Source organism: Pelotomaculum schinkii, assembly GCF_004369205.1.
GTDB classification, from domain to species: Bacteria; Bacillota; Desulfotomaculia; order Desulfotomaculales; family Pelotomaculaceae; genus Pelotomaculum_C; species Pelotomaculum_C schinkii.
On sequence record NZ_QFGA01000001.1, the window covers coordinates 2,305,148 to 2,319,894 of the forward strand.

Annotated in this window: 16 protein-coding genes; 8 read left to right on the forward strand and 8 right to left on the reverse strand. The window is 44.8% G+C overall.

Going from position 1 to position 14,747, the window contains the following annotated elements; translation table 11 throughout:
* Positions 1–128: 128 nt before the first annotated feature.
* Complete coding sequence (locus Psch_RS10750) at positions 129–818, forward strand: hypothetical protein (protein ID WP_134217421.1); 690 nt, start codon at positions 129–131, stop codon at positions 816–818.
* Here the strand turns inward: Psch_RS10750 and Psch_RS10755 are convergent.
* The 7 genes from Psch_RS10755 to Psch_RS10785 are packed head-to-tail and all read right to left on the reverse strand — an operon-like array spanning position 784 to position 4,798.
* Positions 784–1,473, reverse strand: a complete 690-nt coding sequence (locus Psch_RS10755; RefSeq protein ID WP_134217422.1) for a hypothetical protein — start codon at positions 1,471–1,473, stop codon at positions 784–786. The genes Psch_RS10750 and Psch_RS10755 overlap by 35 nt on opposite strands.
* A gap of 36 nt (positions 1,474–1,509) precedes the next feature.
* A complete protein-coding gene (locus Psch_RS10760) occupies positions 1,510–1,692 on the reverse strand; it encodes a hypothetical protein (RefSeq protein WP_134217423.1) in 183 nt (60 codons plus the stop codon).
* Between the two features lie 45 nt (positions 1,693–1,737).
* Positions 1,738–2,136, reverse strand: a complete 399-nt coding sequence (locus Psch_RS10765; protein ID WP_134217424.1) for a hypothetical protein — start codon at positions 2,134–2,136, stop codon at positions 1,738–1,740.
* Positions 2,120–4,090, reverse strand: coding sequence for an AAA family ATPase (locus Psch_RS10770; protein ID WP_134217425.1), 1,971 nt, complete (start codon positions 4,088–4,090; stop codon positions 2,120–2,122). Before Psch_RS10770 ends, Psch_RS10765 begins: the two co-directional genes overlap by 17 nt.
* A 5-nt stretch (positions 4,091–4,095) precedes the next feature.
* Positions 4,096–4,299, reverse strand: a complete 204-nt coding sequence (locus tag Psch_RS10775) for a hypothetical protein (protein ID WP_134217426.1) — start codon at positions 4,297–4,299, stop codon at positions 4,096–4,098.
* The gene (locus tag Psch_RS10780; RefSeq protein ID WP_134217427.1) at positions 4,299–4,583 is read right to left on the reverse strand and encodes an excisionase family DNA-binding protein; all 285 of its coding nucleotides are present in this window, start codon (positions 4,581–4,583) and stop codon (positions 4,299–4,301) included. Before Psch_RS10780 ends, Psch_RS10775 begins: the two co-directional genes overlap by 1 nt.
* A gap of 2 nt (positions 4,584–4,585) precedes the next feature.
* Positions 4,586–4,798, reverse strand: a complete 213-nt coding sequence (locus Psch_RS10785) for a helix-turn-helix domain-containing protein (protein ID WP_134217428.1) — start codon at positions 4,796–4,798, stop codon at positions 4,586–4,588.
* Between the two features lie 102 nt (positions 4,799–4,900).
* On the opposite strand from Psch_RS10785, the gene Psch_RS10790 reads away from it, so the two are divergent.
* Both Psch_RS10790 and Psch_RS10795 read left to right on the forward strand, forming a co-directional pair.
* Positions 4,901–5,719, forward strand: coding sequence for a hypothetical protein (locus tag Psch_RS10790; RefSeq protein WP_134217429.1), 819 nt, complete (start codon positions 4,901–4,903; stop codon positions 5,717–5,719).
* Positions 5,720–5,733: 14 nt separating this feature from the next.
* Positions 5,734–7,245 (forward strand): tyrosine-type recombinase/integrase, encoded by a 1,512-nt coding sequence (locus Psch_RS10795; RefSeq protein WP_134217430.1) that lies wholly within the window; start codon positions 5,734–5,736, stop codon positions 7,243–7,245.
* Between the two features lie 380 nt (positions 7,246–7,625).
* Here Psch_RS10795 and Psch_RS10800 read toward each other — a convergent pair whose 3' ends face one another.
* Positions 7,626–8,615 carry a hypothetical protein gene (locus Psch_RS10800; protein WP_190240144.1) on the reverse strand — a complete coding sequence of 330 codons (990 nt, stop codon included), beginning with the start codon at positions 8,613–8,615 and terminating at the stop codon, positions 7,626–7,628.
* Positions 8,616–8,738: 123 nt separating this feature from the next.
* On the opposite strand from Psch_RS10800, the gene Psch_RS10805 reads away from it, so the two are divergent.
* The 5 genes from Psch_RS10805 (at position 8,739) to Psch_RS10825 (ending at position 14,610) form a co-directional block, all read left to right on the forward strand.
* A complete protein-coding gene (locus Psch_RS10805; RefSeq protein WP_190240145.1) occupies positions 8,739–8,936 on the forward strand; it encodes a helix-turn-helix domain-containing protein in 198 nt (65 codons plus the stop codon).
* A 37-nt stretch (positions 8,937–8,973) separates the two neighbouring features.
* Positions 8,974–10,839 carry a bifunctional DNA primase/polymerase gene (locus Psch_RS10810; protein WP_190240146.1) on the forward strand — a complete coding sequence of 622 codons (1,866 nt, stop codon included), beginning with the start codon at positions 8,974–8,976 and terminating at the stop codon, positions 10,837–10,839.
* 795 nt (positions 10,840–11,634) lie between these two features.
* A complete protein-coding gene (locus Psch_RS10815; protein WP_190240147.1) occupies positions 11,635–12,273 on the forward strand; it encodes a hypothetical protein in 639 nt (212 codons plus the stop codon).
* Between the two features lie 79 nt (positions 12,274–12,352).
* Positions 12,353–12,649, forward strand: a complete 297-nt coding sequence (locus Psch_RS10820; protein ID WP_190240148.1) for a hypothetical protein — start codon at positions 12,353–12,355, stop codon at positions 12,647–12,649.
* A 14-nt stretch (positions 12,650–12,663) separates the two neighbouring features.
* Positions 12,664–14,610, forward strand: coding sequence for a phage tail tape measure protein (locus tag Psch_RS10825; RefSeq protein ID WP_190240149.1), 1,947 nt, complete (start codon positions 12,664–12,666; stop codon positions 14,608–14,610).
* Positions 14,611–14,747 lie beyond the last annotated feature (137 nt).

Below are 14,747 nucleotides of genomic sequence, written 5' to 3' on the forward strand. Positions count from 1 at the left end.
TTTATCGAAGAAGGATGTCTTTTATGTTTTACGAGTAATTTTTTCAGGTGAAACACAATTCGACATTATTCCCGAAGGTAAAATATTGGCGATTCCAGAAGTCCCTCATTAATAGGGAGGTGGTAGCTTTGAAGAAATATTGGATTATCCCTTTTGTAATTCTAATTGCATTGGTTGGGGCCTGGTTTTTTCGGTGGGAAAAGGGGCCTACTCAAACCAAAGACGGGTTAACGGTTATTTATTTACGTGACCGCTGGACATGTCAGTCATGGGTTAAGTTTTATGGTGTAAGCGGAGGGCGATTATACAGCGGCGAAATGAGGCCTGTTGTTTCACCAAATGATATAGCAAATAGAAAACTTAAAATTTTAAACAGTTCAGAGACAACCCAAAGGAAATTAGATTTAAATAAGCAAATAGATGATTATAATAAAGAAAAATCGCAACATCACTTTGCGCACTTGACATATTTTGAACTAGTCAAGAAGAATAAGGAATTAGCTGATATGAAAAATGGCAATAGGTTCTCTTTTTTGCTCCCAATCGACGAAATTTCGCGACATCAAGAATATGAGCAGGGAATTTCAGAAAACATTATTTACGAACAAGACTTATGGATAGATGCCAATGAGAAATATAACAAAGCAAAATCCGAACTAGCTAATCAACCCAAAAATGCAGAGGAAAGAGCTGAATCCGAACTAAGAACCTGGGCCTGGCAGGTACGTAAAATTGCTACAGGGATATGGGCAGGTCTATTATTGCTAACCATACTCATAACCGTCATATTGCTAAAGCAGGACAAAAAAACCACCTAAACAAAACACCAGGAGCGGACGGCAGGTAAGTTATAGTGGCTATGTATTGGTTTGCCTGTAACTCGGGAAATAGCTCATCTATTTTGTCATGAGCGGCCTGACGTAATTTAGAATTAGTCTCGAGCTCTCTTATGAAGTGGTGGGTCATAGCATGGAAGAAAGGCAAATCCCAAGAAATCACAAAGTCTTCCTTCTCCCGTTCTATTGGTTGTTCTGCATGGTAGATGAATATCGCATCCACAAAAAACGAACGGCCCTGGTTATCCTCTTGCTCATCGAAGTCCCGCCGGATTCTCTCCATCCTTTTAATATTGCAGTTAATCAACTGTGCAAAATCGTGGTCAGAGGCACCGCTTGCTTCATATATCGGCAAAATATCTAACAGAAATTCTCCAGACGTAACAAGTTGGTTCTCATAATCACTACAAAGAGAATCCAGGTCTTCAATTATTTCTTCTAGCTCCGCTATCAGGTACTGGTTTTTAAACACTTTTGCCTTCTCAGCAGCCAGGTCATCCTTCATGCTACGACGCAAAGCCGATATTGAATTTTGCTTACTCAAAGTAAACCGTATTAGACGTCTCAGCCTTACGAGATGGTTAGCCATTTTCTTTTTAATTTCTGTACCAGTAAATGCCGCGGTTTGTCCGCCCATTGTAGCTCCTCCTTTGGTGCATGATTACTATATCGATCAGCGCGCCTCTTTGCTGGTATGCTTGCAGTTCCGTTCCATAGCCTGACGAGCCCGGAGAATACCCTTGCCACGCTTAATACCCTTTGCAAAAAGATCGGGATCCTGCTGTAATAGACGGTTTAACTCGTCCGGCAGTAGAAATAATGTACATTTAGGCAGCTTGATTTCAATGAATTTCATATCCCGTCTCCACTTGTTTTTTTGCAAACCAATTCATGTTGTTTATCAACACTCATTATTGTAGTCCTCTTGATATGTAGTAATTATTTGAGATAAAACCCCCTCAAAAAGAGCCGCTGCCTCTCGCACCTCGTTGATATCTCTTTTGTGGAACACTTCAGTATATCTATCGCCTATAGCGTTTAGTTTCTCAATTAAATCTGGCCTTTGTCTGTTACACCATGGGAGCGCGCCGGCAGGGTATACCACCCTCATCCTATCCAGCATTTCCTGCCAAATGTTTAAAGCTTGTCCACCATCCCAGGTATCCGCTTGAGAGAGTTTCAACTGCCGTAATAGCGGAATAGCTTGGGGGTTAATTTTCCCGGGGAAACATACCTTAGCGCCATTAACCGTAATGCCATAATCCGCTAACTGCTTAATTAGTTCAGAGCGGGAAGTCATTTAGATCCACCTCCTGGCCGGCAAATTCATTCAAAATACTTTCTAGATTATCTCTGCTCACACCGTTCACACTGTTCACACTTGCCAGTTTTCCGCGCCGTTGCTGGATTTCTGCGTTCACACTTCCGTTCACACTTGCATCACACTCGTTCACACTTCCTTCATTTTCGTTAGTGTGAACACTGTTACCAGTGTGATGGCTGTGAAGAGTGTGAACACTGTGAAGAGAAAACTCATTATTTTCTTTATTACTAAATCCTTGTTGAGATATGTAATACTTACCGTAACCAACTTTATTAATTAAACCTTCATCTAATAGAGCTTCAATAGTTTTTCTAACGTTAGGGCCTTTGCGCCCAACTACTTCAGCGATTTCTTTTGGCGACATGGCTTCCTTAGCTTTTCTTAAAACCTCTAATATATCTCTGCGCTCTTGGCTCAAACGGTATTCTGCCGCATCACCTAAAATGGCCCATGTACCTATTGTCTGGTCAAAATTCAAAGCTAACTCCTGTTCCTCAACATCACGACCCGTGATATAAAGGCTCGCCCCTGATGCTCCTCGTTCCCGCTTTAATATGAGGATGCCGTCAGCAGCGCCGCTTATGCCGGTACTGCCGCTAATAGTCTCAAGAGGATCATCGCTTCCCATCTTGCGAAGGTGGTGAACAAGTAACACACTAACCCCGTAACTATCTGCAAGACGCTTCAGGCCATCCAATGCACCATAGTCCTCCTGGTATATAGACCCGCTTGAACTAATTTTCCCTCGTATCTTGCCAAAGGTATCAATCACCACCAGCTTACAGTTAGGGTGTACTGTCAGCCATTTATCCAGCAGTTCCAGACCACCCTGATCAAGTTTCTTCCACTCGGTGAAAATATGGAATCCTACCGGTGCTTGTCCATTCTGCAGGATCTTCTCCAATCGCCCTTTAAGTCGCCTTGGTGTATCCTCCAAAGCAAGATATAATACCTCAGAACGTTCAACCTTTTTACAACCCAGTGCCCACCCTCCAGCTGCAACAGCGGAGGCAATGGCTAAGCATAACCATGATTTGCCCATTTTTGGCCGGCCGCATAGAAGGCTTAATCCTTCACAGAGTAGCCCAGGTATCAACCATCGTGGCTCTGGAAACTCCGTCTCCATGATCCCTTGAGCAGTATAGCCAATAGGAAGGTTGTCCTTCTCCTGCCCGGACTCTTGCAGTCTAAATTCCTGTGTCCGTTCTACCAATACCAGCAATTCTTCCTTAGTACCCCCGGAACCTAACCAATCTGAGACATCGCCTTTTTCCGGTAAATCGGGTAATTCAACGAGCTTCACATGGCAACCCCTGCCAACTAATTGAATAGCAACCTTATGGGCATGTTCCCGGCCCGGTTCATCGTTGTCCGGAAGGATCACCACTTCAGAGCCAGAGGGAAAATACTCACTATGAGCTTCATTCCACTTACCTGCGCCCCCATGGTTCGTGGTTGCGACCAATCCCTTGACTAACAGATTATCAACGTCTTTCTCGCCTTCAACGATAAAAACCGTTTCTCCCCGCTCCAAGGCCGCCAGTAGTTCCGGTAATCGATAAGGGAGCGGTTTCACACCTTGCATATTCCATAACCACCCGCCCCGACCTTTAGGCCGCCGTTGCCGGAAGCTTTTCGGGCTCAGCCGAACAACCTGGTAAGCCAAATTACCTTTAGTGTCTTTGTAGTTGTACTCTTCTACAATATCCATCGTTGATTTCCTCGCCGGCTCATCTAAAAACAGATCGCTAACTTTAAGCCCCAGAGCAGTAACAATATCTTCGACACTGCATCCAGCATGACAATGTAAAAGAATTTTTCCGTCTTTAACGCTATGCGAAAGACTACGCTGCTTATCATCATGAGCCGGGCAAAGTGCTGTTTTGCCGCGGACGCCTTGAAGTTTAGATAGAAAATCTTCGTAGGTCATTATTGCTACCTCGTTACTGAGAGAAAAAATTCCTGCAGCCCTTCATGTACACCCCTGTATAACGCCCGACCCTCCGTCCAACGAAATACAGCGGCCAATGCTGTGAAAGGGTCAGCTCCGCTTTCGAGCGTAACGGCAATTAGACGGATCGAGTCATCAAGGGATTCCTGGGGGATAAATGTAAGTGCTTCAAAAATAATGTCAATCACTATCGTAACTTCCTCAACGTACCATATCCCGCTTTATCATCATCATTACTAATACTTGCGGTTTCCTGCGAGGCCATCCATGCGTCAAGTGTCTCTCTTCTGCAAAGGATTCGATTTCCAACTTTCAGGTGTGGAATCCGTTTTGCCTTAACTCCCTCTAGAAATTTCCAGTAGGAGCAGCCAATATAGGCGGCGCTGTCCCTTGCATTCATCGTTGCACGCGGCAGAACTGGCCTAATAGCGTTTAGGGCATCTTCTTTAAGCTGTTCCCCTATTCTGGTCATCTTTACTGAGCCTCCTTGATCGGGTAATCCTGAGCTAGTTGGTCCAGGGGAGTATTTAACACTTTCGATAGCTTTTGTAGGACCATCAATGATGGTCTTGCCTTCCTATTTTCTAAACGGCTAAGTGTCGTTATAGCAATCCCTGTAGCGCTGGATACCTCATTCTGCCGTAATCCCGCTTTTATCCGTGCGAGTTTTAAAGCTGTTGGACGCATTTTCTAAACCTCCCATTGCAATTTCTTACTTATCATGGTAAACTTTTTATGTACCACTGATAAGTACATAAAAAAGGTCACATTAGGTTTGGAGGCTATATTATGCGGCCAGATTCGCCAAAAGAAGAAGAGTTCTTACCCCTTCAAACAACATCATGGTATCATTCAAAATACACGTTAAAAGAAAATAATGGCATTGTGTATTTGGTTGCTGAAGGAGGAACTAAACCGGAGCCCTATCAGCCCCTTGAAGCACAACCACCTAAAAAAAACAACCGAAATAGTCAGCCGTACTACCCTGAGGAATGGAATTGCTTACCGCACATCAACCTAGCAAGACTCGATTTAAACAACCAGAATGATATTCTTGATTTTGTTAATCGTTGGGGATTACTTGGGTTATGGGAGGTTAAAGATTACAGGTATTGGTCATTTTGGCCTTATGAGAGGTTTATAATGATTCACAAAGACAACCCAGTAGTAAAAACATTTTCTTACCATTATATAAACCCTGATTTTATGGATGGACGGAGTAGGTCCCATCACCAGCGCTACAGGGAACCGTTGGACGCTTTCATCAAGGCTGCCCAAGAGTACCAAAATTGTATAACTCTTCTCGAAGGGGATGCAGATGATAAAAGCGATGCTCAGGACCTACTTAACAAATATATTTCGGATTGTCATCCAACTGCATGGTATATAACAGAGCCAAAAGAACAGTGGACTAGCCACTGGCAAAGCCCTTCTTTGCTTCACACCTGCTACCTAATCCGTTGGATGGACCTAATATCCCTAAGGGATTATAAACGCTGTAAACATAAAACTTGCCGGAAAATCTTCATAGCAGAAAGACCAAACGAAAGATATTGTTCTTTTAGATGTAAAGAGAATTCAAAGAGATTAAGAAATTATCATAAATAAAGGAGGTATAACTCATGGCCGGCAAAGGCTCAATTGAAAAACGGGGAGCCAACACCTGGCGGCTTATTGCCAGCTGCGGAATGAAGGGCGATCAACAAATTAAGAAAACGAAAACCGTTACTGTAAAGGTTTCCTGTGAACAAAAATCATGTAAGAATTGCACCCGAATAGCACGCTGCCAGGCGCGGCGGGAAGCAGAAAAGTTGTTGGCTGAATTCGTGCTTGAGATCGAAAAAGGCCTGTTTCTTGAATCCAGCAAGCTTACCTTTTCTAATTTCGTGGATCGCTGGATAAAAGATTATGCTGAATCTAACTTAGCACCAAAAACATTATCAAGCTACCAAGATATGCTCAGGAAATTTATCCTCCCTGCTTTTGGCCATCTAAAACTTGAACAGATTAAGCCTGCACATTTAATAGAATTTTACGCAAACCTACAAGAGGATGGCATAAGGCTTGACGGCAAGCAAGGTGGTCTTTCTGAAAAAACCATATCTTACACACACCGGATTATTTCAAGTGTCCTTCAAGACGCCGTTCAATGGCAAGTTATCGCCTCAAATCCCGCCAGCAGGGTAAAGCCGCCAAAGGTCACAAAGAAACAGACCGCCTGCTATGATGAAGAACAAACAGCTGCTTTGATGGAAGCGATTGAAAATGAAGGATTAAAGTACAAGGTAATAATACTCCTGGCAGTATTTACCGGCCTGCGGCGTGGTGAATTAATGGGCTTGGAATGGCAAGATATAGATTTCAACAAGGGCACGCTACTAGTAAGGCAAGCCAGTCAATACCTTCCCGACAAGGGTACATTCACAAAAGCCCCTAAAAACGAAAGCTCAGTACGGTTAATGGCACTCCCTGCATCGATTATGACTCTACTAAAACAGTACAAGGTAAATCAGGCTGAAGAACGATTAAAGGTGGGAGATTTATGGCGTGGGACAGGAGTACTAAGTAATTTTACTGAATTGCTTGATTCTGTCACGTCTAAAGATGTGTCTGCAGCACAACTTCTCAAAATCCTACGTAGCCAGGACGGAATCATTGAAAAATGGGAAGATAATCTCCAGGCTATAGCTGTCCGGATAAATAACGAAGAGATTATTCAGGAGCTTTGCAAGTTTGGAGAGAAAGCTGCTCCTGAGATAGCCGCCCTAAACACCTTATCCGATATGCAGTTAAAAGAGTTCATATCTTTGTGGAAAAGCAAAAAATCAAGCGGGGGCAGGTTATTTGTAACCTGGGACGGACAACCCATGCACCCGGATACTATCAGTAAATGGTTCCCGAAATTTCTAAAAAGACACGAGCTCCCCCCGCTCCCTTTCCACGGCCTTCGTCATACGGCGGCCACAATGTTGATTAACCAGGGACTGCCAGCCAAAAGTATAAGCGGACGCATGGGTCACGCCGATATAGGAACAACCTATAATATTTATGGCCACTACTTAAAGAGCGCCGATAAGGAAGCAGCAGACCGGCTGGAGAAGGTCTACCAAAACATGAAGGGCAACGTAAATTAAGAAACAAAACAGGACAGGTTTTAGCGCCTGTCCTTAGTGTTTTATTGGTTACTTTTTGGTTACTTAGGATACCGTTTTTATAAGACTATCCCCAAATTATCCCCAAGAGTATAAAAAAGCTTCCGGAGGAAACCCCGGAAGCCTTGTTTTTACTGGCGCGCCTGGGAAGATTCGAACCCCCGACCTTCTGATCCGTAGTTTCAAGATGCACAATCCAGCTTATTTCAAACCGTCTTAAACTATACTATTTATGCGCCTTCCCAGGATTTTAGAGCTTTATTTTTCAGAGGTCTATCCCAGTCTATTTTATACTAACCCACCTTGTTCGCAGTATTTATTACAGTAATATAGTAACCCACCTAAAGGGGCAAATTACTGGGCTATACCTCTATTTGTATGCACCGCTGATAAAACTTCTCTGCTTCTTCTAGGCCCCTATTTTTTAAAACATAAAGTAAGTTTTGGTATTTATAATCATCAATCTTTTTTCTGGTCTTTGCCTGCCTTGCTTTATCCAAGAATCTCTTTTCTCCCGTCCGGATATTATGGTTTGTGAAGGCCTTCTTGCACTCTGGATCAGGGCATGTGCTCTGGCTGTAGTTGCCCTTTCCCTTTTTGCCGCCGAGAACAAAAGTCCTTCCACAAACAGCGCACAACCCAAGGCGCAGATTAAACATACGAGCAAACATAATTTCAACCCAGGCGGCGCTTATTATATCTTTAATTTGAGCAATTAAAACTAGTTTAGCATTATGTGGTCCTGCGTGGCGCAACGTTAAAACTTCCATATCATAATCATCTCCAGTAAAGGTCGGATAGAATTTCACTTCTGAAACTCTATCATAGCAAGCCTGATCCTTGATTAAAAATGAGCGATGCTGAATGAAAAGATCGTTAAAAAACGAATTACTTTTCCTTCGTCCGGGACCAAGGTTATATATTACTTCACCAGCCAGTGCTAGTAATTCTGACGTTAAAGGGTTAGTATGCGGCGGCGCACCCGGTTTCCGGGGCGGATCAAATTTTGTTGACCAGTAATCTCTTAGACTTTTATCGTTTTGGCGAAGTTCAGGATATGGTAAATTAATTTTTAACTTTTCTTGAGCGCTCACTATTAACCTAGGAATAATTGTTTCATCAGGATTGTTTTCGTCCTTCAAATTATCTAAATCGGGCCCCGAGATAGTTTTAAATAACTCAGTGGTTAGTGCCCTTACTATTGGTAAGGGTTTTATTTTTTCTATCTGACCACTTGAAAGCTTCATCATTTCTCCATCATTACTAAAAAAATTCTCGGTGTCTTCTAGAAATATGAGTCCATTTGTCACAACCTCAGATGTAGGTAAAAAAATCTTTTTATAATGCACCATAACCCATCCTCTAAAAGCATTTTATACTTTGTCACAAAATGAATAGTTTTGCTTATTATACCATAACAATCTAAAATTAAACAAGAAGATTGGAAACGAGAAAATATAAAGGAGGTTTGTACAATGCAAACAGAGTTGAATCCTGAACAGTTCCCGGCACTATTAAAAGTGCCTGAGGCTGCAAAACTGGCACGAACTGGTAAGCAAACTATTTATAACTATTGTCATGTTAAAGGTTTCCCTTGTGTGAAACTTGGAAGAAATATTCGAATTCCAAGGGAGGCTTTTATGAGGTGGCTCGATCAGCAGGCCGGAGCTTAAAATAAAAGCCCACATAGGGGAGCAATCGGGAGCAATCATGGACCAGAAAATCGTAGTATTGGAAGCAGCTTTAGCGCATGCCGGGCGCGGGTACCCGGTATTCCCTCTCTGGTGGCCGCTCTCAAATGGCCGGTGTGTTTGTGGGGATCCAAAGTGTGCCAGCGTAGGCAAGCACCCAATAGAAAAAGGCTGGCAGGAGTTGGCTACAACCAGCGAGGCGACAATTCTAAAATGGTGGCAGCGGTGGCCTAAGGCGAATATAGGCATACCCACCGGCGAGAGGTCAGGAATCCTTCTCCTGGATGTTGATCTTAAAGGAGACGGACCGGATCATCTGGCCGAGTTGGAGGCCATGAATGGAGCATTACCTGAGACAGTCGAGGCCATAACCGGCAGCGGTGGCAGGCATATCCTGTTTAGGTACCCAACAGGCCGGGCAATCCCGAACAAAGCTCGCTTCCATAGTGGGTTAGACACCAGGTCTGACGGTGGCTTGTTTGTTGCTCCCGGGAGCCTACATGTTAACGGCAGGCGCTACGAGTGGGAGACAGAACACCACCCGGACGATGTGCCACTTGCAGAGGCGCCGGAATGGCTCTTAAGGCTGATGGAGGTCAAGCCAAAAGGTAACGCTGCCCCGCCGGTAGACGAATACATAGCTGAGGGCTCAAGGAATGCCGTATTAACAAGCCTTGGCGGTACAATGCGGCGGCGGGGAATGTCGCAAGAGGCAATTGAGGCGGCACTGATGGCTGAGAATGAAAAACGGTGTTTACCTTCGCTTGGTACTGATGAGGTCCGTAAGATTGCCGAGAGCGTTTGTCGTTATAATGCTGAGGTTAAAGGGCAACCCACTTGTGAGTCTAGCGATAAAGCAAAGTCAATCAACCTGAACCTCCTGCTTACAAAGCCTGACCTAAATAAAAATGTTGAGATCCCTATGATTTTACCGGGTATATTCCCCAGGGGTTATGTGACTTTACTTGTTGGTGATCCAAAAAGCGGAAAAACATGGCTGGCGCTAAGGCTGGCGTGTGAATTGTCGAAGGGCGGTTCTATCCTTGCGGGTTTTTCAAGCGTCGTTCCCTGTAGGGTGCTTTATCTTATGGGTGATACCGGTCCGCAGCTTGTAAATTACCGTCTGCGAAAAACTAAATTTTGCTTTGACCCTAATAACTTGAGATTTACCTACGCTGAGGATGTTCGACAGCAGGGGGCAGACCTGGACCTGGGAACCAGTGAAGGCTTTACCCTGCTTGAAATGCTAATGGTCTCATGGGAGCCGCAGGTGGTATTTATAGACACCCTAACGTCATTTCATGCTGTTGACGAGTCGGACAACAAGGAAATGAAGCCTGTTGTTTCAAAAATGCGAGACCTGGCAATGCGGAGTAATGCGGCCATTGTCTTACTACACCATACGAGGAAAAAAAAGAGGTCTGAGCTGTCAATGTCAATGACACAGCATGACTCAGTAGGGGCCGGGGTCCTGGCCCGGTTAGTAGGTAATGTGGTAGGGGTTGAAAAAAAATTAGGTGAGGACGGGAGCCCATTTTACCTGGTTCGCAGTTTGGCAAGTTGGTTCAAGGAATTTAGCCCGTTCAGCTTCACCCTGGAGGATGAAACCGATGAATCCGGGCAGGAGTGGGTAAGGATGCCCATAGACTTAACGCCAGAGGTTGGCAAGGATGCTCGGGAGACTATTCAAAGGATAATTGATTTAACCTACTGGGATGGTAGCAGTTTTACACGGCAGGACATTTGTAATAAAACAGGTCTTTCGCATGGACCAGTTAGTCAAATACTAAATGAGCTGGTTAAAGAGGGGAGATTAATCCCCCGTGGCAGCACAAGAAACAAGTCTTTTGCTGTCCCGCTGGACATTGTTGACATGATTCCATGATTCGTCTACTGGAAATTTTAATTCGTCTAGTGTTTTAATTCGTCTAGTGGGGGTGTTGGTAGACGAATTACCCCTCAGCCCAGTAACGGCGCGAAATAATTCGTCTAGTAGGTGTAGACAAATAGTAGACAAATTAGTTGAGGAAAATTCAATTCGTCTAGTATTCGTCTAGTAGTAAAAGACGAATTAAACCCAGTAATACCAAGGGTTTAAAGCCAATTCGTCTAGTGATTCCCCCCACTTAAGGGAATTCGTCAAGTTGGAGGTAAAAACAATGGGAAAACCTACAAAAATTCCAGTGGTAAAAAGGAGCTCAAGCCTAGGTCTGAGAACCGCTGTATGGCATGTATCAGGTCATCCAAGGAGAACGGCTTAATTTTTGATTATCGAAAGTGCCAGGTCCCGAAATGAGCAAGCGCCAATTCATTGAAGTACAACTGACCAGTTGCAAGCTATTTTTGACGGAGCAAGAGTTTGTCGGGTTACTGGCAAAGGACGCTATTGCCAGAGGCAAGGCGATTATGCGAACTAGGGCAGCCAGAGAGCGGAACAGTAAGACCCCTCCAAGGTGTCGGGGACCTTCACCAATACCTTAGCCCCCTTGATTCCTTGTCAGGAGTCACTCTCTGAGCCCGCGCTGCTTAAGGGTTTAAAACAAACTACTGCAGATCAACTGCAATATTAAAGATAATAAAATCAAGGTAAAACTACACTCCTTACCTCGCTATACCAAGGGATGGTAATAAAAAGTAGCCGGCACTGGGCCGGTAATATAAAAAAAAGGAGACCAGGAAAATGCCAAAAAGAGCTATGGACGACATTATCAACGAAATCAGGGAGAACAAAAAGAAGGTGGATGCTGAGCTCAGTATCATTCGTGAAGAGCAGGACTTATCAGAGGCTGGCCGAGCTAAATGGGCAGCAAAAGCCTGGGGTAAGGCTATGGCCAAACACAGAAAGCTTGTGGCTGAGTTAAACGCTACCCGTGAGGAAACCAGGACAGCTTTACGCAAGGCAGCCTTCAGTCCGCGTATTGGTTACACTGCAACCGTTGGCGACAAAGCCGCTATAAGGCAGGCGTTCAATACGGCTATGTTCTCACTGCAGGAAGCCGATTCCAAGGGGCTTATGCGAGCACTGGAAAGAGCGCAGCGCACCGGTGACGACCTTTACGCCCTGGCCGTTGCAAACATAGCCGCTGAAAAAGGTGACAGCAAGGTATTGCAGCGTTATCGTGAATTAGCTGGTTCTGAACGGGCAGAGGACATGGACAAACTAGTGGAATTTGAGAAAACATTTGGCGACAGCAGAGACACCTCTACCAAATTCGCCGAAAAAATTATTATAAGTGCCCCGTCACAACCAAAGGAAATAAGCATGTACAGTGAGGCTTGGGAGATAGCTAATGCGGCTATGGATGGGGCCGAGGTATAACATACAGATGGCAGTAAAACGCTCAGCATGGGCGCTCCCCGCTCTAAATGCGGGGAGCGCTACGAAAAGGAGGATATCAATGGCAACATTCCAAGGGTATAAACTTAATGCTAGCATTGAAGCCTGGAAGCGTATCAATGAACAATTCGGCTCATTAAAAACTGCCATTAATGAGCTTAAGGTGGGAAACTATTGGGCAATAATTATCTTTCTCTGGTCTTTCATGGCCGACAATGAACCCACCATTACCCCGGAGAAAGTAGCACGTATGTTAAATACTTACAATGTGGTAACAACAGCAAATGCTATAGGACAAGCGATTGATAAAAGTCATAATAAAGAACTTAATAACCTGATTGGGTTTATTAAGCATTAAGGGAGGGATAATCAGTGAACGTTGGCGAGTTAATTGTATCAATGAGACTTGATCGTAGCGAATTAACCAACGGTATGAGGCAAGCTGTGGCAGGACTAAAAAGCATGTTGAATCCGGCCACTATTGCCGCCGGCGCGGTTGCTGCGATTGGAGCTGCAACTGTAGGGGTAGCGGCTAAAGGGATGACTATGGCGCTGCAGTTTGAAGACGCTAACCGCCGGATGGCAGCAGCAACCGGGTTACCTATCGAGGCTATGCAGGCTTTTGAGCTTCAGGCTGAAAAGATGTTTGCCGCCGGCCGTGGTAGTGTGGAAGAAATCTATGGCACAATGACACAGATTCAACAAGCGTTTCACGGGACGGCAGAGGAAACCGGAGCCCTGGCTGACAAAGCTCTGGTGCTGAAAAAGGTTTTTGGCTATGAAGTAAGCGAGTCAATCCGTGCCGTGGATGCTATGGTTAAAAACTTTGGTGTTGATGGCAGCGCAGCCTTTGACATTATCACGAAAACAGCGCAATTGGCCGGTGATAAAGCGGATGACCTATTGGACACCTTTAATGAGTACTCTGTCCAGTTTGCCTCTATGGGCTTTAGCGCCGAAGAATTTGCCGGGATTTTAGTAAAAGGCGCACAGGAAGGCGTGTTTAACCTTGATAAAGTCGGCGACGCCATGAAGGAGTTTAACATAAGGGCACAGGACGGCAGCAAGCTCACAGCGGAGGGTTTTGCTGCTATTGGCCTCAATGCTGAAGAGATGGGCTCAGCTATTGCCCAGGGTGGCGAATTGGCACAGATGGCCTTTGAAGCTACCATTGCCGGGTTAGCTGGTATGGAGGATCCTCTGAAACGGGATGCTGCCGGTGTGGCTTTGTTCGGCACAATGTGGGAGGATGTGCGGGCTAATGTTATTACAGCTATGAATGACGGCAAGAATGCATTGGGTGAATTTGCAGGGGCAACAGATGAAGCAGCCGGTAAAATGGGTAGTGGTTTAGGTCCTACTCTTGAGCGAATTCGGAATCAGCTTACCCTTGTTATGAAACATGTGGGAGAAAAACTGTTACCCACATTTATAAGCCTGGCCGATTGGGTAGAAGCAAATATGCCTGCAATAGAGAAAACCATTAACACAACCTTTACGATAGGCGCTAAGGTTATCGAAGGAATCACCTTACCTATCAGAAACCTGATTGCTCTGCTTAAAGGCGATTTCAGACAGGTATTGGAGAACACACTTAACTTCTTCGGTTTATCGCTTGAAAGTATGGAAAAGAAAGCGTCTGAAGTATGGAGTGAGATAAAACTTAACACTAAGGCCGTCTGGACGGATATCAAAACCTGGCTGTCTAACACCTGGAATAATATTCTGCAGCAAGCACAAAGGACCTGGAGCGATATAGGAAATTTTATCAACACTATTACCGAGAATATCACCAGCAGCTTCCAAAACCTTGTTGATAGGGCCTTAAACTGGGGCCGCAACCTGATAAGTAATTTCATTAATGGAATAAAAGCTGAGTGGGACGACCTCAAGGAAACTGTCGGTGATGTTGCTGGACTTTTTGCTGACTTCATCGGTTTCCACAGCCCGACAAAGGAAGGCCCAGGCCGTGACGCTGACAAGTGGATGCCAAACCTGGTAAAAATGTTGAGCAAAGGGGCAGAGGATGAAAGGCCACTTCTGCAGTTAGCCTCAGAACAGCTATTGGAAGCATTTAAGGCGCCCATAGTTGAGATAAATAATAAGTCACAAGAGAACAGGCCCCTGTTGCAGCCGTTTGATGGGCAATTAATAAGTGCTATCCGTACCCCGGTGGCGGATATGATGCCTTCTGCACCGGCAGTTGCCGCCGGTGGCGGTGGGGTATACATTGACACACTCAACCTTTATGGATCAACTGCAGGGGAGCTGTGGGAGCAGTTAGAGCGTAAATTACACCGTGTTGGTGTGAGATTGTAAGGATCGGGATTTACCCGGCCCCTATCCTAAAGGAGTTTAAATAGCAATCAAGAGCTGTACAGAAAGACCGCTTATAGCAAGGCTCATTAGACTGATACTGCAAATCTACTGTAAAAATGTTTAGGTGGTGATAACCA